Origin of the sequence: Marichromatium sp. PS1 (assembly GCF_041155115.1) — a bacterium.
Classification (GTDB): Bacteria; Pseudomonadota; Gammaproteobacteria; order Chromatiales; family Chromatiaceae; genus Marichromatium; species Marichromatium gracile.
Genome location: NZ_BAAFHB010000002.1, coordinates 133,789 through 158,677 on the forward strand (window position 1 = coordinate 133,789; position 24,889 = coordinate 158,677).

General features: G+C 69.6%; 24 protein-coding genes. 15 read left to right on the forward strand and 9 right to left on the reverse strand.

From position 1 onward, the window contains the following. Positions 1–49: 49 nt before the first annotated feature. Both ACAM26_RS01860 and ACAM26_RS01865 read right to left on the reverse strand, forming a co-directional pair. A complete protein-coding gene (locus ACAM26_RS01860; protein WP_369613022.1) occupies positions 50–1,717 on the reverse strand; it encodes a SulP family inorganic anion transporter in 1,668 nt (555 codons plus the stop codon). A gap of 208 nt (positions 1,718–1,925) precedes the next feature. After that, positions 1,926–3,932, reverse strand: coding sequence for a sodium-translocating pyrophosphatase (locus ACAM26_RS01865; protein ID WP_123141579.1), 2,007 nt, complete (start codon positions 3,930–3,932; stop codon positions 1,926–1,928). Positions 3,933–4,185: 253 nt separating this feature from the next. Between ACAM26_RS01865 and pdxA the strand changes: the two genes are divergently transcribed. Then, positions 4,186–5,184, forward strand: coding sequence for a 4-hydroxythreonine-4-phosphate dehydrogenase PdxA (gene pdxA / locus ACAM26_RS01870; RefSeq protein WP_165913415.1), 999 nt, complete (start codon positions 4,186–4,188; stop codon positions 5,182–5,184). A 178-nt stretch (positions 5,185–5,362) separates the two neighbouring features. Here pdxA and ACAM26_RS01875 read toward each other — a convergent pair whose 3' ends face one another. Both ACAM26_RS01875 and ACAM26_RS01880 read right to left on the reverse strand, forming a co-directional pair. Continuing rightward, positions 5,363–6,313, reverse strand: coding sequence for a Gfo/Idh/MocA family protein (locus ACAM26_RS01875; RefSeq protein WP_132228445.1), 951 nt, complete (start codon positions 6,311–6,313; stop codon positions 5,363–5,365). Between the two features lie 66 nt (positions 6,314–6,379). Further along, the gene (locus ACAM26_RS01880) at positions 6,380–6,553 is read right to left on the reverse strand and encodes a hypothetical protein (RefSeq protein WP_165913414.1); all 174 of its coding nucleotides are present in this window, start codon (positions 6,551–6,553) and stop codon (positions 6,380–6,382) included. A gap of 157 nt (positions 6,554–6,710) precedes the next feature. Between ACAM26_RS01880 and apaG the strand changes: the two genes are divergently transcribed. Together apaG and ACAM26_RS01890 are read left to right on the forward strand one after the other, a co-directional pair. Beyond that, the gene (gene apaG, locus ACAM26_RS01885; RefSeq protein WP_062272940.1) at positions 6,711–7,085 is read left to right on the forward strand and encodes a Co2+/Mg2+ efflux protein ApaG; all 375 of its coding nucleotides are present in this window, start codon (positions 6,711–6,713) and stop codon (positions 7,083–7,085) included. Positions 7,086–7,091: 6 nt separating this feature from the next. Beyond that, positions 7,092–7,934, forward strand: coding sequence for a symmetrical bis(5'-nucleosyl)-tetraphosphatase (locus ACAM26_RS01890; protein WP_123141576.1), 843 nt, complete (start codon positions 7,092–7,094; stop codon positions 7,932–7,934). On the opposite strand, the gene ACAM26_RS01895 is transcribed toward ACAM26_RS01890, so the two are convergent. Then, positions 7,931–8,446: a dihydrofolate reductase gene (locus ACAM26_RS01895; RefSeq protein WP_123143263.1), complete on the reverse strand. Its 516-nt coding sequence runs from the start codon at positions 8,444–8,446 to the stop codon at positions 7,931–7,933. The two genes, ACAM26_RS01890 and ACAM26_RS01895, sit on opposite strands and share 4 nt — an antisense overlap. A 91-nt stretch (positions 8,447–8,537) precedes the next feature. On the opposite strand from ACAM26_RS01895, the gene ACAM26_RS01900 reads away from it, so the two are divergent. The 9 genes from ACAM26_RS01900 (at position 8,538) to ACAM26_RS01940 (ending at position 16,070) form a co-directional block, all read left to right on the forward strand. Next, a complete protein-coding gene (locus ACAM26_RS01900; RefSeq protein WP_123141574.1) occupies positions 8,538–9,410 on the forward strand; it encodes a CPBP family intramembrane glutamic endopeptidase in 873 nt (290 codons plus the stop codon). A 368-nt stretch (positions 9,411–9,778) separates the two neighbouring features. Then, positions 9,779–10,213 (forward strand): Tat pathway signal sequence domain protein, encoded by a 435-nt coding sequence (locus tag ACAM26_RS01905; protein WP_369613023.1) that lies wholly within the window; start codon positions 9,779–9,781, stop codon positions 10,211–10,213. 26 nt (positions 10,214–10,239) lie between these two features. Next, entirely contained in the window at positions 10,240–11,166 is a 927-nt protein-coding gene (locus ACAM26_RS01910) for a MotA/TolQ/ExbB proton channel family protein (protein WP_369613024.1), read from the forward strand. Then, on the forward strand, positions 11,156–11,554 hold the full coding sequence (locus tag ACAM26_RS01915; RefSeq protein WP_123141572.1) for a biopolymer transporter ExbD: 399 nt from the start codon (positions 11,156–11,158) through the stop codon (positions 11,552–11,554). The genes ACAM26_RS01910 and ACAM26_RS01915 overlap by 11 nt, the downstream gene beginning before the upstream one ends. After that, positions 11,551–11,964: a biopolymer transporter ExbD gene (locus tag ACAM26_RS01920; protein ID WP_123141571.1), complete on the forward strand. Its 414-nt coding sequence runs from the start codon at positions 11,551–11,553 to the stop codon at positions 11,962–11,964. Before ACAM26_RS01915 ends, ACAM26_RS01920 begins: the two co-directional genes overlap by 4 nt. Continuing rightward, positions 11,964–12,722 carry an energy transducer TonB gene (locus ACAM26_RS01925; RefSeq protein ID WP_369613025.1) on the forward strand — a complete coding sequence of 253 codons (759 nt, stop codon included), beginning with the start codon at positions 11,964–11,966 and terminating at the stop codon, positions 12,720–12,722. The genes ACAM26_RS01920 and ACAM26_RS01925 overlap by 1 nt, the downstream gene beginning before the upstream one ends. A 183-nt stretch (positions 12,723–12,905) precedes the next feature. Continuing rightward, positions 12,906–13,223, forward strand: a complete 318-nt coding sequence (locus ACAM26_RS01930; protein WP_062272925.1) for a c-type cytochrome — start codon at positions 12,906–12,908, stop codon at positions 13,221–13,223. A 66-nt stretch (positions 13,224–13,289) separates the two neighbouring features. Continuing rightward, positions 13,290–13,808: a flavodoxin gene (locus tag ACAM26_RS01935; RefSeq protein WP_005222865.1), complete on the forward strand. Its 519-nt coding sequence runs from the start codon at positions 13,290–13,292 to the stop codon at positions 13,806–13,808. 117 nt (positions 13,809–13,925) lie between these two features. Continuing rightward, positions 13,926–16,070 carry a heavy metal translocating P-type ATPase gene (locus ACAM26_RS01940; RefSeq protein ID WP_369613026.1) on the forward strand — a complete coding sequence of 715 codons (2,145 nt, stop codon included), beginning with the start codon at positions 13,926–13,928 and terminating at the stop codon, positions 16,068–16,070. A gap of 18 nt (positions 16,071–16,088) precedes the next feature. On the opposite strand, the gene ACAM26_RS01945 is transcribed toward ACAM26_RS01940, so the two are convergent. The 4 genes from ACAM26_RS01945 to ACAM26_RS01960 all read right to left on the reverse strand — a co-directional run bounded on the left by ACAM26_RS01945 (position 16,089) and on the right by ACAM26_RS01960 (position 19,634). Then, positions 16,089–16,847: a hypothetical protein gene (locus ACAM26_RS01945; RefSeq protein WP_369613027.1), complete on the reverse strand. Its 759-nt coding sequence runs from the start codon at positions 16,845–16,847 to the stop codon at positions 16,089–16,091. Continuing rightward, the gene (locus ACAM26_RS01950; RefSeq protein WP_255419403.1) at positions 16,844–16,978 is read right to left on the reverse strand and encodes a hypothetical protein; all 135 of its coding nucleotides are present in this window, start codon (positions 16,976–16,978) and stop codon (positions 16,844–16,846) included. The genes ACAM26_RS01945 and ACAM26_RS01950 overlap by 4 nt, the downstream gene beginning before the upstream one ends. A 260-nt stretch (positions 16,979–17,238) precedes the next feature. Then, a complete protein-coding gene (locus tag ACAM26_RS01955) occupies positions 17,239–19,179 on the reverse strand; it encodes a TonB-dependent siderophore receptor (RefSeq protein ID WP_123143270.1) in 1,941 nt (646 codons plus the stop codon). After that, positions 19,176–19,634, reverse strand: coding sequence for a hypothetical protein (locus ACAM26_RS01960; RefSeq protein WP_369613028.1), 459 nt, complete (start codon positions 19,632–19,634; stop codon positions 19,176–19,178). Before ACAM26_RS01960 ends, ACAM26_RS01955 begins: the two co-directional genes overlap by 4 nt. 645 nt (positions 19,635–20,279) lie before the next feature. Between ACAM26_RS01960 and ACAM26_RS01965 the strand changes: the two genes are divergently transcribed. The 3 genes from ACAM26_RS01965 (at position 20,280) to asnB (ending at position 24,776) form a co-directional block, all read left to right on the forward strand. Further along, a complete protein-coding gene (locus ACAM26_RS01965) occupies positions 20,280–21,545 on the forward strand; it encodes a DUF2325 domain-containing protein (protein WP_234526494.1) in 1,266 nt (421 codons plus the stop codon). Between the two features lie 58 nt (positions 21,546–21,603). After that, positions 21,604–22,269 (forward strand): HD-GYP domain-containing protein, encoded by a 666-nt coding sequence (locus ACAM26_RS01970; RefSeq protein ID WP_223806160.1) that lies wholly within the window; start codon positions 21,604–21,606, stop codon positions 22,267–22,269. 680 nt (positions 22,270–22,949) lie between these two features. After that, positions 22,950–24,776 carry an asparagine synthase (glutamine-hydrolyzing) gene (gene asnB, locus ACAM26_RS01975; protein WP_369613029.1) on the forward strand — a complete coding sequence of 609 codons (1,827 nt, stop codon included), beginning with the start codon at positions 22,950–22,952 and terminating at the stop codon, positions 24,774–24,776. Positions 24,777–24,889: the final 113 nt, after the last annotated feature.

Genomic DNA, 24,889 nt, shown 5'->3' on the forward strand with positions numbered 1-24,889 from the left:
GAAATTCGAATCGACGTCACCGACCATCGATCGGGGTCGATGAGCGCGCTCAGGCCGCGGCGCGGCTCTCGAGCAGGCGCTCGGCGAGCGCCAGCGCACCGGCCCGGTCGGCCACCAGGTGCTTGGCGGGCAGGCGCGCGAGCAGTCCGAGCTGCTCGAGCCGCGCGCTCACCTCGCCCCGCGCCCCGGCGAGGATCACCGTGCGTCCCTGCTCGAGATCCTCGAGCACCAGCCGCTCCAGCGCCAGCGACGAGGACACCCCGAGCAGCGGCACCTCGGTGACGTCGAGGATCAGCACGTCGTGGTCCTCGAGCACCGCGTGCTGGCGCGAGATCGCCTTGGCCAGACCGAAGATCAACGGGCCGCCGAGGGTGAACAGCAGCACCCGTCCACCGCCGCGCTCGAGCAGCGCCTGCTCGTCGTCGCTGAGACGAATCGTCGCGGCGGGGTCGTCGGGGTGCTGGATCGCCCGCACCTCGCGGCTCTGCAGCCGACTGAGCCGGTCGATGGTGAGCAGGTTGGCGACGAACATGCCCAGCGCCACCGCGGTCACCAGATCGACGAACACGGTCAACCCGATCACCGCGTACATGATCGCGGCGGCCTTGAACGAGACCCGGTGGGCGCGGCGCAGGAAGGACCAGTCGACGATATCGAGCCCGACCTTCATCGCGATCCCGGCGAGCACCGCGAGCGGGATCTGCGCGGTCAGCCCACCGGCCCAGAGCACCACCACCAGCAGGATCAGCGCGCGGGCGATCCCCGAGAGCGCGCTGCGCGCCCCGGTCTGGATGTTGACCACGGTGCCCATGGTGGCGCCGGCGCCGGGGATGCCGCCGCACAGCCCGGAGGCGAGGTTGCCGAGCCCCTGCCCGACCAGCTCCTTGTCGGCGCTGCACGGCTTGCGGGTCATGCTCTCGGCGATCACCGAGGTGAGCAGGGCGTCGATGCTGCCGAGCGCGGCGAGCACCAGGGCATCGGTGAGCATGCGCCGCCACTGCTCGGCGCTGAACACCGGCAGCTGCAGCTCCGGCAACCCGCTGGGGATCTCGCCGATGCGGCGGATCTCGCCGTCACCGAGCAACCACAGCGAGGCCAGGGTGCCGAGCACCAGGGCCAGCAGCTGCGGCGGCAGCACCCGGCGCCAGCGTCTGGGGAAGAACAGGATCAGCGCCAGGGTAGCGAGCGCGAGCAGGGTCTCGGCCGGCTCGATCCCGGCGATCAGCGCCGGCAGCTCGCCGAGGGTGCCGAGCACCCCGCCGCCCGGGGCCGCCTGACCGAGGAAGGGACCGATCTGCAGCACGATGAGGATCAACCCGATCCCGGTCATGAACCCGGAGACCACGGTATAGGGCATCAGGGTGACGTACTTGCCCAGCCGCAGCAGGCCGAAGAGGATCTGGAACACCCCGGCGAGCATCACCACGGTGAAGGCCATCGCCATGCCCTGCTCGGGGTCGAGCGCGATCAGACTGGCGATGACCGCGGTCATCACCACCGTCATCGGACCGGTGGGCTCGGAGATCAGGGTGGGGGTGGCGCCGAACAGGGCGGCGAAGAGTCCGACCAGCACCGCGCCATAGAGCCCGGCGGCGGGCCCGGCACCGGTGGCGACACCGAAGGCGAGCGCCATCGGCAGGGCGATGACCGCAGCGGTCACCCCGCCGAAGAGGTCGCCGCGCAGGTTGTCGAGACGGATCTCGTTGAACAGTCGCATGCCTCACCCCGGCTGATTGCGTCGCCGCTATGAGAAACGCCGGGGATCATCTATGCAAAGTGATAATCCCGATACGACCCATCTAAAAATATCGATACTCAACCATCGTCCAAAACGCCAACGCCCCCGACGGAGCGGGGGCGTTGGTACGCGCATCGCGGCATCCCTGCCGCCCGCGGGACCAGAGGGCCCCGCGGAGATCAGCCGATCAACCGAGCAGCGGCGCGATGGTCAGGCTGACGATCGCCATCACGTTGATGAGGATGTTCATCGACGGACCCGAGGTGTCCTTGAAGGGGTCGCCGACGGTGTCACCGACCACGGTGGCCGCGTGCACGGTCGAACCCTTGCCGCCGAGGTTCCCCTTCTCGACATACTTCTTGGCGTTATCCCAGGCACCACCGGAGTTGGCCATGGTCAGCGCCAGCAGCACGCCGCTGAGCAGGGCGCCGCCGAGCATGCCGCCGAGCGCCTCGGGACCGATGCCGAAACCGACCAGCGCGGGCGCAGCCACGGCGATCACCCCGGGGAGGATCATCTTCTTCAGCGCCGCGGTGGTGGCGATGTCGACACAGCGCGCGGTATCGGGCTGGGCCTCGCCCTGGAGCAGGCCGGGGATCTCGCGGAACTGGCGACGGATCTCGTTGATCATCTCGAAGGCCGCGTCACCGACGGCGGTCATGGTGATCGAGGCGATCAGGAAGGGCACCGCACCGCCGATCAGCATGCCCATCAGCACAGTGGGATCACCGAGGCTGAGCTCGAAGTCGGGCAGGTGATGGTGCAGCGTGGCGATATAGGCGGCGATGATGGTCAGCGCCGCGAGTGCCGCAGCACCGATGGCGAAGCCCTTGCCGATGGCCGCGGTGGTGTTGCCGAGCTCGTCGAGCGAGTCGGTGATGCCACGGGTCTCGGCGCCCAGGCCGCCCATCTCGGCGATGCCGCCGGCGTTGTCGGCGACCGGACCATAGGCGTCGATCGCCATGGTGATACCGACGGTGGCGAGCATGCCCACGGCGGCGATGCCGACGCCGTAGAGACCGGCGAGGTGGCTGGAGACGAAGATGATCAGCGCAATGGTCAGCACCGGGATGACCACCGACTGCATGCCCACGGCCAGCCCCGAGATCATCACCGTGGCGGTACCGGTCTCACCGGACTCGGCGATGCGACGCACCGGCGTGGACGAGGTGTAGTACTCGGTGACCAGACCGATCACCATGCCACCGGCGGCACCGGCGAGCACCGACCACCAGATGCCATTGGAGACATCCATCATCATCACCAGCAGGAAGGAGGCGGCCATGAACAGCAGGCTCGAGGCGGTGGTGCCGATACGCAGCGCGGTGGCCGGCTGCTTCGCCGAGACCTGCTTGACCAGGAAGATACCGGCGATCGAGCACAGCAGACCGACCGAGGCCAGCGCCAGCGGCAGGAACATCAGCGAGGACTGATCGCCCAGCACGTCGAGCGAGGCCGCGGTCAGGGTCGCGGCGATGGCGATGGTGGCGATCTGCGCGCCACAGTAGGACTCGAAGATGTCCGAGCCCATGCCGGCGACGTCGCCGACGTTGTCGCCGACGTTATCGGCGATCACGCCGGGGTTGCGCGGATCGTCCTCGGGGATGCCGGCCTCGACCTTGCCGACCAGATCGGCGCCGACGTCGGCGCTCTTGGTGAAGATGCCGCCACCGACACGATAGAAGAGCGCCACCGAGGAGGCACCGACACCGAAGCCGTGGATGGCGTGCGAGCTCTCCGGATCACCACCGAAGAGCAGATAGAGGAAGCCCAGACCGAGCAGACCGAGCGAGGCGACCAGCAGCCCCATCACGGAACCACCGAAGAAGGCGACGGTCAATGCAGAGGCTGCGCCATCCTTGTGGGCCGCGGCGGTGGTACGCACGTTCGACTTGGTGGCCGAGAACATGCCGAGATACCCGGCTGCGGCCGAGGCGCCGGCACCAATCACGAAGGCCAGCGCGGTCTTCCAGCCAAGGAAGAAATAGAGCAGCACCAATACCACGGCACAGAAGACGGCGAGCATGACCAGCTCGCGACGCATGAAGACCATGGCGCCGAGATGGATCTCATCGGCGATCTTCTTGATCTTGTCTTCGCCCTCGGGATACTGCAGGACCAGCTTGTAGATGGAGTAGGCAACCCATAGGCCACCCGCCCCGAACAATAAAGGAATCAACGCATTAGCTGACATCTGAACTCCTCAGTCCATCGGTCGTTGGGGGGTGTAAAACCGCGCCGGTTATAGCAGATAATGCACCGAAAAGCGATTGAACCGTCATCCCTCCGTCATTACCCGGTCGTCGTCCGACAGCCCGTTCAGGGCGCATCAGCACCCACCACATCATGCCGATCACGCAAGCATCGGCGTTACACTGCTTCGCAGGCAGCGCCGCCAGGCGATGGGCGGCCATTCCATCCTCAGCCAGAGAGGCCCCGAAGACAGCATGCAAGCACCGCGACGACTGGCGATCACCCCCGGCGAACCGGCAGGGATCGGCCCCGACCTGGTGGCCCGGCTCGCCCAGGTCCCACAATCCGCCGAGCTGGTGGCGATCGCCGACCCGCACCTGTTGCGCGCCCGCGCCCGCGCCATCGGGCTCGAACTCGAGACCCTGCCCTTTGAGCCCGACCAACCGCCGACGCCGACCCCGGCGGGCGCCATCCGGGTGATGCCGGTGACGCTGCGCGCCCCGGTCACCCCCGGCCAGCTCGACCCGACCAACGCCGACTATGTGCTCGAGACCCTCGCCTGGGCCTGCGACGGCTGTCGCGACGGCGGCTTCGACGCCCTGGTCACCGGCCCGGTGCACAAGGGGGTGATCAACGACGCCGGCCTCCCCTTCACCGGGCACACCGAGTTCCTCGCCGAGCGCTGCCGCGCCCACCCGGTGATGATGCTCGCCACCGACGAGCTGCGGGTGGCGCTGGTCACCACCCATCTGCCGCTCGCCGCGGTCCCGGCGGCGATCACCCGCGAGCGCGTCGAGCTGACCCTGGAACTGCTCGGGCGCGACCTGCGCGAGCGTTTCGGCATCGCCCGACCCCGCATCCTGGTGTGCGGACTCAACCCGCACGCCGGCGAGGGCGGCTATCTGGGACGCGAGGAGATCGAGGTGATCGAGCCGGCGCTGGCGCGACTGCGCGACTCGGGGATGGAGCTGATCGGCCCGCTGCCGGCCGACACCGCCTTCGTCCCCGAGCGCATCGCCGCGAGCGACGCGGTGGTGGCGATGTATCACGACCAGGGGCTGCCGGTGCTCAAGCACCTCGGCTTCGGACGCGCGGTCAATGTCACCCTGGGCTTGCCGATCATCCGCACCTCGGTCGATCACGGTACCGCGCTCGATCTCGCCGGTACCGATCGTGCCGATCTCGGCAGTCTCGAACAGGCGCTGGCGCTGGCGCAGCGGATGGCCGAGCAGGTGCACGCCAACCCCGGCTGAGGCCCGTCACGGAACCACGCCGCGGCGCATGACTCGAAACCAACGCAGAGCGGCCCCGGTGGCGGACGCCACCGGGGCCGCATGCCCATCGACCGTCGCGCCCGGGCTTACAGCCTTCCTTAGCGGAGGCTGGTCGCGCTGCCGCTGGAGGTCGACCCGAACCGCCGGGAGGCGCGGCTCAGGCGCCGATGCGGGCGCGCACCTCGAGCGCGACCTCGAGCGCCTTGAGTCCGGTGCGCCCGTCGACCAGCGGCGCGCCACCGCCACGCACCGTCTCGACGAAGGCGGCGATCTCGCAGTCGAGCGGCTTGACCGCCTCGACCTGCACCCGCTCGCGCTCGATGCGCGGACGCGGCTCGCCCTCGACCTGGTGCGGCGCGGCGATGTCGATGGTCTGGGCGATGAAGTCGAGGGCGAGATAGCGACGCGGCTGGAACACCCGGATGCGGCGCGTGGTGCGCTCCGAGACGCGGCTGGCGACGACGTTGGCCACCGCGCCGTTGGTGAACTCGAGCCGGGCGTTGGCGATGTCGACGTGCTCGGTGAGCACCGAGGTGCCGACCGCCGAGATGTGGCTGATCTCGGCGCCGATCAGCGAGAGGATGATGTCGATGTCGTGGATCATCAGATCGGAGACCACGTCGACATCGGTGGCGCGCTCGACGAACCCGCCCATGCGCTGCGCCTCGATATAGCGCGGCGCCTCGATACGCTGGGCGAGCGCCATCACCCCGGCGTTGAAACGCTCGACATGACCGATCTGCAGGGTCGCGCCGTTCTCCTCGGCCAGGCGCACCAGCTCGCGCCCCTCCTCGGCGGTGGTGGCGATCGGCTTCTCCAGCAGTACGTGGATACCGCGCGAGAGGAAGGGGGCGGCCGCCTCGAGGTGCGCGGTGGTCGGCACCACCACGCTGACCGCGTCGACCCCGTGCGCGATCAGCGCCGCGGCGTCGGCGAACACGGCGCAGCCGGCCTCATCGGCGATGGCGCGCGCGCGCGCCGGGTCGGCATCGACCACGCCGACCAAGTCGACCTCGGGGTGACGGGAGTAGATCAGCGCATGGAAGCGCCCGAGATAACCGACGCCGATGACGGCGACGCGGAGTCTGGATTGGGAGGAAGAGGACATCGAACGAGACCTGACTGGAAGGGGTCGGGTGGCCGGTTCACCGGGGCGTCCCGCGGGAGGCCCCGGTCAACCGCCGACACTGTCGGCTGGCGGCGTCTGCTTGGCGAGCGGCAACTCACCCGAGCCGTGATAGAGATTGACCTGATACGCGAGCGTCACGGACATCCCGATGGTGACGGCGACCAGGAGGATCGAGAACAGATCGGGCTTCCGGCGACGGCGTTTGGCGTTGAGGGACATACCGGGGATCATTTCCAGTAAACTGTGAGTAAAAGTTTAGAAGATCATGAAATTATTGGAATGGTAATCGGCAACCCAAATCGATCCGGATTGCTCCGTGCGCCCGTGCAACTATTATCACGTACCCAAGACAGGCTTGTCTGCTAGGGAGATCCCAGTGTCCGAACCCGCAATCAAAATCTCCGCCAACAGCCGTTATCTGCCCGAGCGCTCATCGCCCGATGAAGGGCACTATGTGTTCGCCTATACCATCGTCATCGAGAACCTCGGTGACGAGGCGGCACAACTGCTCGACCGGCACTGGATCATCACCGATGCCGACGGCAACGCGCAGGAGGTCCGCGGCCAGGGCGTGGTCGGCGAACAGCCGCGACTCGAACCCGGCGAGCGCTACGAGTACACCAGCGGCACCGTACTCCCCACCCCGCTCGGCAGCATGCACGGCAGCTACGGCATGATCGACGCCGCCGGCACCCGCTTCGAGGCCACCATCCCGGCCTTCTCGCTGGCCTCGATCACCACCCTGCACTGATCGCCCATGGCCACCTATGCCATCGGCGACGTCCAGGGCTGCCACAGCGAATTGATGGCGCTGCTCGAGCGCCTGGCGTTCGACCCGGCGCACGACCGGCTGTGGTTCGCCGGCGACCTGGTCAACCGCGGACCGGACTCGCTCGCGGTGCTGCGCTTCGTGCGCGGGCTCGGCGAGCGCGCGGTCGTGGTGCTCGGCAACCACGATCTGCACCTGCTCGCACTCGCCGCCGGCAACCGCAAGCACGCCGGCAAGAGCACCCTGGGCGCGGTGCTCGACGCCCCCGATCGCGACGCCCTGCTCGACTGGCTGCGCCACCGCCCGCTGCTCCATCACGACGCCGCGCTCGGCTACGCCATGGTCCACGCCGGGCTGGCGCCGCAGTGGGATCTGACCGAGGCCCTGGACTGCGCCGCCGAGCTCGAAGGGGTGCTGCGCGGCCCCCGGCATCGCGACTTCTTCCGCGCCATGTACGGCAACCAACCGGCGCGCTGGTCGAGCACCCTGAGCGGTACCGAGCGCTGGCGTTTCATCACCAACGCCTTCACCCGGCTGCGCTACTGCGCCGCCGACGGCACCCTGGCGCTCAAGGAGAAGGGCGCGCTCGGCGCCCAGTCGCCCGGGCTGCTGCCCTGGTTCCAGGTGCCGGGCCGGCGCAGCGCCGCCAGCCGCATCCTCTTCGGCCACTGGTCGACACTCGGCTATCGCGCCGGCGACAACACCTGGGCGCTCGACAGCGGCTGTCTGTGGGGCGGCGCACTGACCGCGGTGCGGCTCGACCCGGAAGGCCCCTCGGCGCCGATCCAGCTCGACTGCCGGGGCTATCTGCGCCCGGGCAAGGGCGACTAGTCGGCCACCCGCTCCAGCTCGACGAAGCTCATCGCATGACGGTTGCGCGCATCGGCCGGGCGCTCGTGGCGTGCCACCTCGCGCCACTGCGCGGGATCGAGCGTCGGGAAGCGGGCATCGCCCGCGACCTCGGCATGCACCCGGGTGAGCTGGATGCGCCCGGCGCGCGCCAGCGCCTCGGCATAGACCCGCGCGCCGCCGACGATCATCAGCTGCTCGACCGCGCCAGCGGCAGCGATCGCCGCATCGAGCGAGTGCACCACCTCGGCGCCCTCGGCGCGATAGTGGCGGTCGTGTGTGAGCACCAGATGACGGCGGCGCGGCAGCAGCCCGGGCAGCGACTCCCAGGTGCGCCGCCCCATGACGATGGGACGATCGAGGGTGAGCGCCTTGAAGTGGGCGAGATCCGCGGGCAGGTGCCAGGGCAGCGCGTTGTCGCGACCGATCACGTCGTTGTCGGCCACCGCGGCCACCAGCACGAGTTCGGGGGTGGCGGGTCGATCTGGGGTCATCTGTTGGATCCGTTCGGGAGGTCGGCACGACTTTGCGGAGGCACCGGGTTTTGCCGACAATGGCCCGACGCCTCAGCCACCGAAGCCTACCATGCGTGCCACCTCGTTGTTCTTCCTCTATCTCTTCGTCTGTCTCGCGCTCGCCGCGCTGCTCACCGGCCCGCTGATGCAGACCGGCTGGATCGACTACGAGACCCAGCGGGTGATGGGCCGGCTGGCGCAGGTGTTCATCCTGCTCGGGCTGTGGCCGCTGCTGATCGCGCTGCGGCTGAACACGCGCGCGGCGCTCGGCCTCGACCACCCGGCGGCACGGTTGCGCCGTACCGTCTGGCAGGGCTGGGTGCTCGGCGTCGCCATCCTGCTGGCGCTGGCGCTGGCACTGCTCGGACTCGGCATCCGCATCCCCGACCCGACCCCACCGGGCTGGGCAGCGCTCGCCTCGCGGGCGCTGCAGGCGCTGATCGGCGGTCTGCTGATCGGGCTGCTGGAGGAGGCCTTCTTCCGCGGCGCGCTCTATTCCGCCATCCGTCGCGACAGCGGGGTGCGCTCGGCGGTGCTGTGGAGCGCCGGACTCTACGCGGTGCTGCACTTCATGAAGCCCGGTGAACTGCCGCCGGGGATGGCGCTCGATGCCGCCGGGCTGTGGTACATGTTCAGCCACGTCTTCATCGACCTGTTCCAGTGGCACCACCTCGACTCCATGGTGGCGCTGTTCATGGTCGGGGTGTTCCTCGCCCTGGTGCGCGAGCGCAGCGGTCACATCGGCTGGTGCATCGGGCTGCATGCCGGCTGGGTGCTGGTGATCCAGGTCACGCGCCAGCTCACCGACGGCGACCCGGGCGCGTCCCTGGCCTTCCTCGCCGGCGACTACGACGGCACCATCGGCTGGCTCGCGGCGGCCTGGATCGGGCTGCTCGCCGCGCTCTACTGGTGGTGGACGGGTCGCGCCGTGCGCCGACGCTGATCCCCCCGCCCCTCGCGCCACCGCGGCGGACCTGCCGCGAGGGCCGCCAGCGGATCCGGCTCGACAGATCGCCCGGCGCAATGCCGGCGGTGGAAGCACACAACAGGGGGCGCATCGAAGCGATGCCGGACGTGGGCGCACGCGAAGCTGCCCGTCGATCCCTCGTGCATCGACCGCCTCCTCGGCGATCGCGCTGATCCTCCAATCCATACCGGCAGTTCCCTCGGCCGCGTGCGCTGATTGCATCTCATCTTGCTACGTCCCCCAAGGCACCGCAAGCCCGTGCGTTGCCCCTACCAACGGGCTGGTTTATAGTGATAATGAGAACGCATCTTGATTGCAAGGATTGCTAACCCCGAGTCCACACCATGACCCAGAGCTCCCGGATCCCGAGCGCGCTCGCGCTCGTCACTACCCTTTTTTGTGCCCAAGCCCAGGCCGCCACGCCACCGGAGGGCGGTCTCGAGGTCGAGCTCAACAAGCTCGAGCAACGCGCCGACGCCTGCGTGACCTACCTGGTCTTCGGCAACCGCACCGCCGTCGATCTCACCAGTCTGCAGCTCGAACTGGTGCTGTTCGACGACCAGGGCCTGATCCAGCAGCGACTCGCCCTCGAGGCCGCGCCCCTCGCCGCCGGCAAGACCAGCGTCAAGCTGTTCGAGGTGGCCGACACCCGCTGCGAGCAGATCGGACGCATCCTCGTCAACGGCATCGGTGCCTGCTCCAGCGCCGAGGGCACGCTCACCGACTGTCTCCAGCGCATCGAGCCCAGCTCGCGCCTCTCCACGAAACTCTTCAAGTGAGCGCCACGCGCGCAGGACTGGATACCATGACCCCACCCGCGACCACCGCCACCGAGCAGCCGACCCCGATCACCGAGGCCCCGGACGCATCCCTGGAGAGCGCCGCCACGACGCCCGCCCCGGACATCGAGCCCACGGCCGCCGCCGACGCCGCGACCGCCGTCGACCCCACCGCCCTCGTCGACCCCTCGCCCTGGGCGGGGCTGATCGGAATGGCGCAGGAGCGGCTGAGTGTGTTCACCGAGGTCGGCGGTCCGGTGCTGGCGAGTCTCGCCGTGCTCTCGGTGGTGGCCGCAGCCATCATCCTGGTCAAGCTGTGGCAGTTCGCGCGGCTGCGCATCGACGCCCGCGCCCCGGTCGACGAGGCGCTGCTGCTGTGGCACCAACGCGACGTCCACGGCGCGCTGCGCAAGCTCGAGGAGCGCCCGCAGCCGGTCTCGCGGGTGGTCCATCTGGCGCTGGTCGGGCTGCGCCATCCCAAGCTCGACCTGACGCTGCTGCGCGAGGAGATCGCCCGCGTCGCCAGCCTCCAGCTCGAGCAGCTGCGCAGCCATCTGCGCGCGCTGGAGATCATCGCCGCGCTCAGCCCGCTGCTCGGCCTGCTCGGCACCGTGCTCGGCATGATCGAGGCCTTCCGTCAGCTCGAGCAGGCCGGCGCTCAGGTCGACCCCTCGATCCTCTCCGGCGGCATCTGGCAGGCGCTGCTGACCACCGCCGCCGGCCTCACCCTGGCGATTCCGGTGGTGATCGCGCACAGCTGGCTGGAGCGTCGTGTCGAGCGCTGCGGTCATCGCATGGAGGATGCCGTCACCCGGGTGTTCACCCGCGATCTCGCCGGTGCCGAGGACGAGGCCGCGATCCCCGAGCAGACAGCGGCACGCGCGCCCGTCGACTCTGCCCCCGAGACCGGAGCAGCGGCGCTGATCACGCCCAGGGTCGAGTATGCGTCTTGACCTCGCCCGGCGCGTTCGGCGCAACCCGATTTCGCTGACCCCGCTGATCGACGTGGTGTTCATCCTGCTGCTGTTCTTCATGCTCGCCTCGCACTTCGATCAGTGGCGCGCGCTCGCGCTCGACGCGCGCGGCGCCAAGGTCGGCGCGACAGCACCGAGCGCGGCGCGCGCGGCGATGCTGGTGCGACTGCATGCCGACGCCCGGCTCGATCTCGGCGGCGAACCGCTCACCCCGGCGCAACTCGAACGGCGTGTCGTCGAGGCGCTCGACCGCGACCCCGAACTGATCGTGGTGATCCAGTCCGACCCCGAGGTCGAACTGCAGACCATCGTCTCCACCATCGACCGTCTGGTCGCGGCCGGCGCCCCGGAGGTGCGACTGCAATGAAGTTCGCTCATCGCCATCAGCGACCCAGCGGCGACGATCAGCTGATCCCGCTGATCAACGTCATCTTCCTGATGCTGATCTTCTTCATGCTCGCCGGACGCATCGCCCCCAGCGACCCGATCGAGATCGAGCCGCCGCACTCGACCGAGGCCCCGGAGGCGCTGGCGCCCCAGCCCGAGCAACGCACCCTGCTGATCGCCGCCGACGGCGCACTCGCGCTCGACGGCACGGCGCTCGCCGCCGCCGCGCTGCAGCAACGGCTCGCCGCCTGGCACCAGGCCGTGCCCAGCGGCGAGCTGCGCATCAAGGCCGATGCCCGACTCAGCTCCCGCCAGCTCCAGGAGACCCTGACGCTGCTGCGCGAGCTCGGCATCGAACACATCACCCTACTGGCGACGCAAGCGAGCTGATGGAGATCCGATCCCGACACTGGCTGGCGGCGGCGGCGCTGGCGCTGCTCCTGCACGGCTCGCTGCTGATGGCGCTGACCCGCCCGAGCCAGCCCGAACCCGTGGCGGTCATCCCCTACGAGATCGCACTCGGCGGGCTCCCCGGTCCCGCCGCCGAGCCGGCGAGCGCCGCGCCACTGGCCGCGCCGGCACCGATCCCGGCGGCCACACCGGCCCTGCCCCCGTTGACCCCGGTCGCCCAAGCCGAGCTGGTGCCGGTGCGCGAACTCGAACCCGAGCCGCCCAAGCCCAAGCCGAAACCGGTCAAGCCCGCGCCCAAGCCGCAACCCAAGCCCCAAGCGAGGCCGCAACCACCACGCACCGAGCAGCCGGTGCATCGCGCCCCCGGCGGCACCGGCTCCGGCCAGGGCAGCGCCAAGGGCAGCAGCCAGAGCAGCGGCGGTGGAGGCGGCGGCGGCTCGGGCACGGTGCGCAGCGGCAACTACTACGGCAAGCTCGCTCACTGGCTCGATCGTCACAAACGCTATCCGCGCCAGGCCCGACGGCTGCGCCAGCAGGGGCGAGTCGAGATCTCCTTCACCATCGACCGTCAGGGACGGCTGGTCGCGCACCGCATCGTCTCCAGCTCCGGCCATCCGTTGCTCGACGCCGAGGTCAAGGCGATGCTCCAGCGCGCCAACCCGATGCCACGCCCACCGGCGGAGATCGCGCGCGACCGGCTCACGATCCAGGTGCCCATCGACTTCGCGCTGCGTTGAGCGCGAGCGCGACCTGGCTTTGCACAAAAGCTAATGCGAACACTTAGCATTTGCATTAAAAAGACGATCGACCTATGCTCGCCCCGAGCAACAGGGCCCGGCACCGACCAGTCCGACCACCTCCACGGACAGGCCGGCACGACCGGGCCCACCCCATCGACCCCTTCCCCGAAGGATCCAACCATGCGCAGTCTGACCCCATCCCTCCGTCACGGTCTTGCCCTCTCGCTCCTGCTCGCCGCCCCCTTCGCCAACGCCAGCCCGGAACTGGCCCAGCAGAGCGGCTGCCTGGTCTGCCATCAGGTCGACAGCAAGATCATCGGTCCGGCCTACCGCGACATCGCCGCCAAGTATCGCGGTCAGGCGGATGCCAAGGCCAAGCTGGTCGCCAAGGTCAAGCAGGGGGGCGTGGGCGTCTGGGGCGACATGCCGATGCCACCGAACGCGCACGTCAGCGACGCCGACATCGACACCCTGGTGACCTGGGTCCTCGGGCTGTGACCCGCTGCCGGTGGCCGTCACGACCGCCACCGGCACACCAACCGCCCCGTCATGGAGACCCTTGCAATGCAGCAGATCGGACTCTTCTTCGCCACCGACACCGGCACCACCGAGACCATCGCCCAGCGCATCCAGCACCATCACTTCTCTCCCGACACCCTGGCGCTGCACCCGTTCGACGAGAGCGACGCGGCACTGATCGACAGCCATCGCGCGCTGATCTTCGGCACCCCCACGGTCGGCTACGGCGACTACCCCTATGCGCTCGAACGCTTTCTCGACCAGCTCGACGCGGTCGACTTCAACGACCGCCCGGTGGCGCTCTTCGGCCTCGGCGACCAGCTGGGCTACCCGGATGTCTTCGTCGACGCCCTGGGGATGTTCCACGCCGAACTCGCGGCGCGCGGCGCCCGGCTGATCGGTTACTGGCCGACCGAGGGTTACGACTACGAGGCCTCCAAGGCCGATCTCGGCGACGGCCAGTTCTGCGGACTGGTGCTCGACGAGGACAACCAGCCGGGGCTGACCGAGGCCCGACTGGCGCGCTGGATCGAGCAGATCCGTCCCGCACTGAGCGCCGCCTGAGACGGGAGTGAGGAGCCGCTTGCGCGATCGCAATGCACTACACAGCGATAAGCGCAACCATTCTCATTCACAAGAACCCTCAGTCATGCACCACGGCCGGTGCGGGAGTCGTTGCCGATGATCCAGATCCGTCACCAGATCCCGGGACGCATCCGGCTACGCATCCCCGCGCTGGCCCGCAACCGCCCGCTCGCCGACTGGATCGAGCACGAGCTGGGCGCGGTGCCCGGCGTCGAGCAGGCCACCTGCAACCCCGGCTGCGCCTCGCTGGTGGTGCGCTACGGCCACTCGCGGCTCGACCCCGAGACCATCCGCGCCCATCTCGAGGCGATCATCGCCCGCCCCATCGACCCCACCCGGCTGACCTGCGACCCCGCGGACGGCCGCTGTCGCAGCTGCCAACGCGGCGCGCAAGACCAGACGCCGACGCTGGGACGGATCCTCTCGCTGGTGCTGCTCGCCGGCTATCTCGGCTACGTGCTGATCCGCGAGCACCTGCTCAAGCGCCCGGTCGCCCAGAACCCGCTCAGCCCCACCGGGCTGATCGCCCTGGCCGGGGCCATCCCGCTGCTGCGCGACGCCTGGCACGAGACCTTCGTCGAGCGCCGCTTCAGCCTCCATCAGTTCCTCGCCTTCTCGCTGGTGCTCGGCATCCTCATGGGTGAGGCGCTCACCGCCTTCGAGATCATCCTGGTGCTGCGCGGCGGCGAGCTGCTCGAGGGCTTCGTCGCCAACCGCTCGCGCCGCGCCATCCGCCGCATGCTCGCGCTCTCGGTCAAGGACGCCTGGGTGTGGGTCGACGGTCAGGAGCTGCAGGTCGCGGTCGCCGAGCTGCGCGAGGGCGACCGGGTGGTGGTACGCACCGGCGAGAAGATCCCGATCGACGGGGTCATCGAGCACGGCGAGGCCGAGCTCAACGAGGCGAGCATCAGCGGGCGCTCGGAGCCGGTGTTCAAGCAGGTCGGCGACGCGGTCTTCGCCGGCGGCTATGTCGAGCGCGGCGTCATCCGCATCCGCGCCGAACGTGTCGGCGAGGCGACCTATCTGGCGCGGATGGCCGCGCTGGTCGACGCCTCGCTCGATCAGAAGGCGCCGGTGCAGCAGCGCGCCGACGAGCTGGCCGCGCGGCTGCTGCGCCTCGGCACCCTGTCGACCCTCGCCACCCTGGTGCTCACCCGCAGCGTCGAGCGCGCCCTCACCGTGATGCTGGTGATGTCCTGCCCCTGCTCGACCGTACTCGCCGCCGCCACCGCGGTGAGCGCGGCGCTGCACAGCGCTACCCGGCGACAGATGCTGATCAAGGGCGGCGTCCATCTCGAGCGCGTCGGCACCGCGCCCTGTCTCTGCTTCGACAAGACCGGCACCCTCACCACCGAGACCCCGGAGGTCGCCACCGTGATCGGCGACGACGAGGACGCCCTGCTCTACTGGGCGGCCTCGGCCGAACACCACAACACCCATGCGCTCGCCCACGCCATCGTCCGCCACGCCGAGACCCTGGGGATCGAGCCCGACACCTGCGGCATCAGCGAGCATCTGCTCGGTCACGGACTGGAGGCCCGCATCGGCGAGCACCGGGTGCTGGTCGGCAACGCGCGGATGATGGCCTCGGGCAAGGTCTCGCTGCGCCGCTACAAGGCCGCCGCCGAACAGCTCATCGACTCCGGCCTGACCGCGGTCTATGTCGCCCTCGACGGCAAGGCGCTGGGGGTGATCGGCATCCGTCACCAGCTCCGCGCCGAGGTCCACGAGACCCTGGCGCGACTGCGTGCCGACGGCGTCAGCCATATCGCGCTGATCTCCGGCGACGAGCCGCGGGTGGCCGCCGCCCTGGCCGAGGAGCTGGGGCTCGACAGCTGTCATGGCGGACGCCTGCCCGAGGACAAGGCCGAGGTGGTGCGCGCGCTGCGCGCCGAGCACGGCGCCGTGGTGATGGTCGGCGACGGGGTCAACGACGCCCTGGCGCTGGCCGAGGCCGACATCGGCATCGCCATGGGCAGCGGCGGCTCGGAGGTGGCCATCGAGGTCGCCGACATCGCCCTGGCCGACAGCGCCATGGGCAACCTCGCCGAGCTGCGCGCGCTCAGCCGCCAGACCCTGCGCGTCGCCGACCAGAACTACTATCTCGCCGTCGGCACCGACGTCGCCGGCATCGCGCTCGGTGCCGCCGGCATCCTCAGCCCGGCGATGGGCGGGCTGATCCACGTCACCCACACCCTCGGCATCCTCGCCAACTCCTCGCGGTTGCTGCGCGCGCGCTGAGCGCGCCCGGCGAGGGCGTCAGGACAGCGCCGCCAGGGACGGCGGCGCGGCCCCCGGACGCCGCGCCAACGGCGCACGCTGACGGGCCACCGGGCAGCGGGCGCGCCGATCGGCCTCGACCAGCGCCACCCCCAGCTCCAGCCCCAGACCACAGAGCACGTTCAACACCCCGGGCGGCAGACAGCGCGCCAGCGCGCACCAGAGCGCGGCGACCGCGACCCCCTGGGGGCGACGGTCGTCGAACAGCAGCGCCACCACCAGGGTCTCGCCGCGCTGCAGGATGCGCAGCGCACGCGCCAGCTCGGGCAACGGGTCGGCGCTCACCGACACCGCCAGCCAGCGCACGCCACGGGCGTCGATCGCCACCCCGCCGCGCGGCTCGCCGCGCAGATCGGATTCCAGCGCCTGGCGCCAGGCCGCACGCACCAGCCGACTCGGTTCGCACCAAACCGCGGCGGCCTGCTCACAGTCCGAGCGACAGCCGGCGATGCCCTGCTCGAAGCGCCGTCGATCGATCAGCCCCCCGACCTGGTCGAGCCGCACCGCGCGTGCGGCGCTGCCGCGGACCTGCCAGACCTGGGCGGCGACCCCGGCGGCGGCGATCGCCGCGGTCACATCCAGCCCGGAGGAGCGCGCCACCCGCACCGGCCCGACCCTGAACGCGGCCCCCGACCAGGGGATGCGCCAGCAGCCGCCGACCAGGTTGGCGAGCTGACGGGAGGCCACCGGCGCAGCCTCCGCTTCACCCGGGTCGGCGAGCATCGTCGCCGCGCTCATCGGCGCACCTGCGCGACGACCTCGGCGCCCGGCGCCATCGCCCCGGTGGCACCGTGTTCGGGCAGCAGCATCAGGCAGAGCAGCGCGGCGATGACGGCGATCGGCGGCAGGAGTGACAGGTGAAGACGCATGCGAAGACCTCCCGAGGCCCGGTGCACGCGCGACAGCGCGGATGGCCGGACTTCACAATTAGATGATAACGGTTATCATTATTACTCATTGGACCGATGACCGCAATACCCGAGAGCAGAACTCACCTAATCATGTCGCAGCCATCCATCGGGGCACGCTACCGGCGATGCGTCGCGCCGCGCGGTCGACTCGAGCTGCGTCGGCCCGCACGGGCCGACGCAGCCGGAGCGCTGAGCACCACAGGACGCGCGGCGGCGGCTCAGAACCGCCCCTCGACCCCGAGATAGACGGCGCGCCCGACCAACAGCAGGTCGTCGTCGCGCACGTCGAACAGGTTGTCGACGCCGAGGCGCAGGTCGAGCCCGGCGACCAGCGGACGCGACAGGTCGAGGTTCCACACCCCGGTGCCCTTCTCGCGCCCGGAGACCGAGTCGAGCACCCCGAGGCTGTAGTCGCCGACCAGGCTCACCCCCAGATCCCAGGGGCGATAGTCGTAGTCGAGGGTGGCGACCAGACGATGGCGCGGCCGGTCCTGGAGGCGGGTATCGGCCTCGGTGTCGTTGGCATCGAGATAGCTGTACTGCAGCCCGACCCCGAGATCGGCGCTCGGGCGCCAGTCGAGCGCGGTCTCAACGCCCTGCAGCAGCGCCGTGCCGATGTTGGCGTACTGATAGATCGGCTTGCCGTCGGCGCGCCGATCGATGGTGCGCACATCGATCAGGTCGTCGACCCAGTTGCGAAAGACCCCCAGGCTCGCCTGCCAGGCGCCCCAGTGTCCCTCGATCCCGAGGTCCAGGCTGGTCGATTGCTCGGGCTCCAGGTCGGGATTGCCGAGCCGGGTGAACTTCGGCTTGGTGACATCGACATAGAGATCGCGCACCGTCGGCACCCGATAGCCCTGGCCGAGCTGGGCGCGCAGCCGCAGCCCGCGATCGCCGCCGTCGAACAGCCTGTAGACGGCGCCGAGGCTGCCGGTGGCGCGGTCGTCGAACTGATCCGAGGCGTCGTAGCGACCGCCGAGCACCAGCTCCAGGCGCGACGAGACCTGCCACTGGTCCTGCAGATAGAAGGCCGAGTAGTCGATGGTCGACTCCGAGCCGAGGGTGAGGATGCCGTCGCGCTCGACCTCGTAGACCCCCTCGCCGCTGTCGATGGTGTTGCCCTCGAAGGCCTCCTGGCGGTACTCGGCGCCGAGGGTGAGATGGTGGTCGTCCCAGGGACGCCAGCCGAACTGCCCCTCGACCACCGTGCGCACCATCTCGACCTCGTCGAAGTCGATCAGCCGACCGCTGGACTCATCACTGAGCTCGCGATCCTTGTCGAGTTCGGAGCGATAGACGCGCAGCCGCCCGTCGCGCTCGCCGTCGTCGTACTCGAGCGCGAGCGCGAGATCGGTGCGGGTATCGTCCTCGTCGGTGCGCTGCAGACCGCCCTTGCCGGCCAGGGTGCTGTAGGCGCTGTCGCTCTGCAGATGGGCGAGATCGGCCACCAGTCGCCAGTCCGGGGCGAGACGCCAGTCGAGGCCGAGCGCGAAGCGGTTGAAGCGCTCGCGCTCGATCTGGGTCTCGCCGTCGTCGAGTGCGACCTCGCCCTGATCGATCGTCGTCCCGGAGAGCGACACCCCGAGCCCGGGCAGCGGCGTGATCACGCCATAGACATCGCCCTCGCAGCGCGAGCCGTCGTCGAGTTCATAACCGGTGCAGCGGGCGCGCCAGTCGAGCCGGGGCGCGGTGGGGTCGCGGGTGATGACGTTGATCACCCCGCCGAGCGCATCGGCGCCGTAGAGGGTGCTGCCCGGACCGCGCACGATCTCGACGCGCTCGACGTCGGCCAAGGGGATACGACTGAGCTCGTAGCGCTGCGAGGGCTCAGCGGCCACCCGTCGACCGTCGATCAGGATCAGTGTCTGCTCGTTGGAGAAGCCGCGAATCGAGACCGTCTTGTTGGTCCCCCTGCGCTGCAGGTGGACACCCTGGGCCAGCGGCAGCACATCGCCGAGCCGACTGGCGTCGTGCCGCTCGATGGTGTCGCGATCGAGTACCTGCACCGCCGCCGGCACCCGGTCGAGCGAGGTCTGAGAGCGAGTGGCGGTGACACTGATCGCCCCCAGCTCGACGACCGGATCGGCCAGCGCCGGGACGAACCCGGCGCCACAGACCAACCCCAGCATCAGGGATCCACGGACACGAGGATCGCTCATCGCGCGACCTCCGCCGCTACCGGCGTGGTCAGGCGGGTGAACTGCTCGGCGCTGGTCAGCTCACGCAGCCGTCCCAGGGCCTCGATGCGCAGCTCGGTGATCTCACGCTCGAGCCGGGCCAGCTCGTCGAGCTCGGGGGCCAGCTCCGCGACCGTCGCGCCACGCTCGAGCACCGCCACGCGCAACCGTCGTTCGAGCGACTGGGCCTGCTCGATCCGAGGCATGATGCGCGCAGGATAGACCTGCAACAACGCACGCTGGATGCGCTCGCGCTGCTCAGTGGGCAGCTCCAGGATCGCCACCGGGAGCCGGGTATGGGGCAGCGACAGCAGCTCGACCTCGTGCATGGTGCCGTGATGGTCGTCTGCCTGCGTCCGGGGCGCCTCCTGCGCCAGGGCCGGGGCGATAGCGAACGCGCACAACAGCGCAAGCGTCCGAGGACGGGAGAGGGACATGATCGGGCCTCCTTTGGAGGGGCATCTGGAAAAGGACCGACCAAGTTAATGGAACGATAACGATTCTCAAATGCGAGATATCAATGGCAAGGGGTAGCGGCCAGCTTCCAGCCGCCAGCCGCCAGTCGCCAGTCGCCAGTCGCCAGTCGCCAGTCGCCAGTCGCCAGTCGCCAGAGAGGGTGAACCGCAAAGCCGCGAAGAACGCGAAGAACGCGAAGAGAAGACAGGCTTTCTGCTGTCAGCCGCCAGCGAGAGGAGCAGGCTCGTCTCGTATCGCCAAGGTTGACCGCAAACCGGAGGCTGCCTGTTAACAAGGAGGGGACAGCCACCAGTTGCCAGCCACCAGCGACCAGCCATCAGTGAGCGTTGACCTCAACGACTGGCGCAGGGCACGAGAGGCTTTACTGCTGTCTGTCGTTCCCAGGGAAGGGAGGACGATGCGGGGACGCCCAGTCGCCAGACGACGTCTGGAAGCCGCTCGCATGTTCCCTTTCGCGTTCTTTGCGGTTCATCCTCTCCGGCATCTGATGGCTGGCAACTGGTGGCTGATGGCTGGTCGCTGTCAGCTGAAACCCCTTGCTTTCTCGCTAATGAGAATTATTATTGACTCCATCCCAGAGCCAACCCACGCCGAAGGAGTCCGGCATGTGTGAGTCCCGACCGTCCATCGTGTCCTCCAATGTCATCGCGCCGCCACTCGAAGCACCGCAGCCGGGGCAGCGCCCATCAAGCCGGCGCCGCAAGCTGTGGGAGCTCGCGCACAAGTTCCACTGTCCGGTGATCGGTACCTGTCTGCACGTCGACGAGCTGCGCGAGATCGCGCGCAAGAGCGGGGTGCGCCAGCACGCGCGCGCCAGCGACTTCGACATCCATGTGCGCTGTGTCGCCGCCGCCGAACAACGCGGACCGCTCTCCCAGGCCACCCACAAGGCGCTCGAACGCAAGCACGCGCGGATGATCAAGCGCTTCGCCCGCGCCAAGGACAGCGAACAGGTCGCCGCGCTCTGGGATCAGGCACGCGCCGAGGGCGAGATCCCCGGGGCCTTCTGGGCGCTGATGACCCACCCCCATGCCGACGCCATGCTCTGCGTGCGTGCCTACGAGGACGTGCACATGCTCTCGCACCAGATCGGTGCCGGGCTCGGTGCCGATCTGCGCGCGCTGCGCGAGACCCGCGCCCAGCTCGACCGCGCCCAGCGCGACGCCGCCGAGCGCGAGCGCCGGCTCAACCGCAGCCTCGCCGAGCGCGAGGCCCGCATCGAGCAGCTGGAACAGACGGTCGAGCAGCACCAGGGGCTCGAGCGCGCCCTCGAACGCGCCGAGGGCGAACTCGCCGCGTTGCGCGACCAAGAGCGCTCGGCCAGCCTCGACGAGGAGCGGCGTCGCGCCGATCAGGCCAGCGCCCGGGTCGCGACCCTGGAGGCACAGCTCAAGCGCGAACGCGAACACCGCGCCGAACTCGCCGAGCGCCTGGCACAGCGCGAGGACGCGCTGCGACGACTCGAACAGCGCTTCGCGCAGATCGAGCCGGAGGACTGCTGCGGTGGCTGCGCCGCCGCCGACGACTCGGTACCCGACCTCGCCGGGCGGCGCATCCTCTGTGTCGGCGGTCGCGGCTCGCTGGCCAGCCGCTATCGCAACCTGGTGGCACGCTGCAACGGCGAGCTGCTGCGCCATGACGGCGGGCTGGAGGACAACCGCCAGCGGCTCGAATCGCTGCTCGCCAAGGCCGATGCGGTGATCTGTCCCGCCGACAACTGCAGCCACGACGCCTATCTGCGCACCAAGCGCTTCTGCAAGCGCACCGCCAAGCCCTGCGTGCTGCTCGAACGCTCCAGCGTCGACGCCTTCGCCCGCGCCATCGCCGATCTGGTCGAGCCGCCACCGGCCACCACGCGCTCGGCAGCCTGACCCCGGGGCGGGGCCTCAGGCCCCGCCGCGCCCGCAGTCCCTGCACACCAGGACCCAGATGATCCCCGAACTCGTCCGCATCCATGACGTCATCGATGTCGTGATCAGCACCCTCAATGCTCGCGATCCCTATACCTCCGAGCACTCCTTCCGGGTGGCACTGTTCTCCGAGCTGCTCTCCGAGCAGATGTCGCTGCCCGCCCGAACCCATCAGCGGCTGCACATCGCCGCTCATCTGCACGACATCGGCAAGGTCGGCGTGCCCGACGGCATCCTCAACAAGCCCGGTCGACTCACCGAGGTCGAGAAACTGCAGATCCAGCTCCACCCGCGCATCGGCTTCGACATCCTCCAGCGCCTGCCGACCTTCCGCGAGGTCGCCCGCATCGTCCTCCACCATCACGAACGCATCGACGGACTCGGCTACCCCAACCGGCTGCACGGCAGGCAGATCCCGCTCGAATCACGCATCATCGCCGTCGCCGACGCCTTCGACGCCATGACCTCGGACCGCCCCTATCGCCGCGGCATGCCCGTCGAGACCGCCGCCGAGGAGATCGCCCGCCATGCCGGCGACCAGTTCGACCCCGAGGTGGTCGCACACTTCGAGCGCGCGATCGACCTGCTTGCGACCCACGTCCAGTCCGGCCAGGAACCCACCCGCCTCCCCGGCGAACCCGACCACGACAGCCTGATGCACTCGCGCATCGCCAGCGCGGCCTGATCGGGCCGCGGGCGGGAGGGAGAAAGCATCCAGCCTCCAGCATCCAGCCTCCAGCCTCCAGCCTCCAGCCTCCAGCCTCCAGCCTCCAGCCTCCAGCCTCCAGCCTCCAGCCTCCAGCCTCCAGCCTCCAGCCTCCAGCCAGATTGTGAACCGCAAAGATGCCGTCTTGCCCGTCAACCGCCGACCATGCAACACCAGCCTCCCCGACTGGAGGCTGGAAGCTGGTTCGAACCGCAAAGACACCAAGGACACGAAGGGGTTTTGAGTTCACCGATGGGCACGCTGCGCTTTGCCCATCCTTAATACTTGAAAAAGGACACCCATTTATCGAACGCCTGGACGCCAACCACACAACCCCTTCGCGTTCTTCGCGGCTTGGCGGTTCACATCTTTGCGGCTTAAAAAGGGACACCCATTTAATCAAAAAGGGACACCCATTTATCGAACGCCTGGACGCCAACCACACAACCCCTTCGCGTTCTTCGCGGCTTGGCGGTTCGCATCTTTACGGTTCACATCTCCCGAAGGCTGACGGCAGCGCCCCGGTCGGCAACCGCAACCCTCGACAACCGGCCGGCGCCTCGTATCATGGGGAGCGGTCGCACCAGCGCGGTGCGTCGAGACATGACGGGGCGAGGACCTATGGCCAGATATCATCCAACCAAGACGGGGTCGCGCTGATGTGCGGGATCGCCGGTTTCATCCTGCGCGCCGGGGTCGAACCCGCGCCCGGTACGCTCGAGCGCATGATCGAGCGACTCGGACACCGCGGCCCGGACGACAGCGGACTCTATCGCGAGGGCGCGGTGGGGCTGGCGCAGTCGCGGCTGTCGATCATCGGGCTGGAGACCGGGCACCAGCCGCTGCTCGCGCCCGCCGACGGGCTGGCGCTGGTGGCCAACGGCGAGGTCTACAACTATCGCGAACTCAACGCCGCGCTCGGCGCCGCCGGGCGGGTGGCGCGCACCGGCTCGGACTCCGAGACCATCCTCCACGCCTACGCGGTGCACGGGCTCGACGCGCTCGAACGGCTGCGCGGCATGTACGCCTTCGCGCTGCATGATCGCCGGCGCGAGCGGCTGATCCTCGCCCGCGACCGGCTCGGCATCAAACCGCTGTTCTACGCCCGGCTGCCCGACCGGGTGGTGTTCGCCTCCGAACTCAAGGCGCTGCTCGCGCTGCTGCCCGAGTCGCCACGGGTCTCGGCCCCGGCGCTGCGCCAGTTCCTCCACCACCAGTTCGCCGCCGGCGAGGACACCCTGATCGAGGGCGTGCGCCGCGTCCCGCCGGGCGAGGCACTGGTGATCGACTCCGAGCTCAACCTCACCCATCACCGCTACTGGTCGGCGCGGCGCGTCGCCCCGCGCGACATCGGCCCCGAGTACGCCAGCTACGAACTCGGCGAGCGGCTCGACGCGGCGATGCGCGAGCACATGCGCGCCGACGTGCCCTTCGGCCTGTTCCTCTCCGGCGGGGTCGACTCGGCGGTGCTCGCCGCCCTGCTCCACCGCCACGGCGCCGGGCGCATCCATAGCTTCTCGGTCGGCTATCGCGGCACCCGCATGGCCGACGAACTCGACGCCGCCGAGCGGGTCGCGGCGCACTTCGGCTTCGAGCATCACCGCCTGGAGCTGGAGCTGGATCAGGTCTTCGGTCGCATCCCCCACAGCATCTGGGCCGCCGACGAACTGATGCGCGACTACGCCTGTCTGCCGACCTCGATCCTCGCCGAGCAGGCCAGCGCCGAGCTCAAGGTGGTGTTCTCCGGCGAGGGCGGCGACGAGGTGTTCGGCGGTTATGGCCGCTACCGCCCGCCGCGGCTGGAGCGCTGGGGCAAGGGGCTGCTGCGTCCCGGCAGCGGCGGCTTCCGCACCCGGGGACAGTGGGCCAGACGCTGGCAACGGGCGCTGTACGGTGCGGCGCTCGCGACCGTCGAGCCGCCCGATCGCGCCCCCTTCGTCGCCGCCTGGCAGGCCACCCCCGGCGACTGGTCCGACCTGCAGCGACGTCAGTACACCGACTTGGTGACCGCGCTGCCCGACAACCTGCTGGTGAAGACCGACCGCATGCTGATGGGGTTCGGCGTCGAGGGCCGGGTGCCCTTCCTCGACCACCGTCTGGTCGAGTTCGGGCTGGCGCTACCCGACACGCTCAAGACCCGCGACGGCAGCGGTAAGTGGCTGCTCAAGCGCTGGGCCGAGCCGCTGCTGCCGCCGGGGCACCTGAGCGCGCCCAAGCGCGGCTTCCACGTCCCGGTCGGCGACTGGCTCGGAGGCGAGCGCGCCGCCCGGGTCGGCGAGCTGCTGGCGCGCAACGACGGCATCCGCACCTGGTTCCGCCCCGAGGCCCTGCCCGCGCTGGTCGCCGCGCGTCGCGCCGGGCGCGGCGGCGGGCGCGAGCTGTTCGGACTGCTGCAGTTCGCGATCTGGCACCGTCTGTTCATTGAGCGGCCGGGGCTCACGCCCGCCCCGCACGAGGACCCGCTCGACTGGATCGCGAGCGACTGAGCCCGCGCCACGCGCCGCTGGCCAAGCCGCGCGCGCTGGCGCAGAATGACCCCACAGGACAGCATCCGCCGCGCGCCGCTGGCGGACGCCCGAGCACCACGGATGGCGCCCGA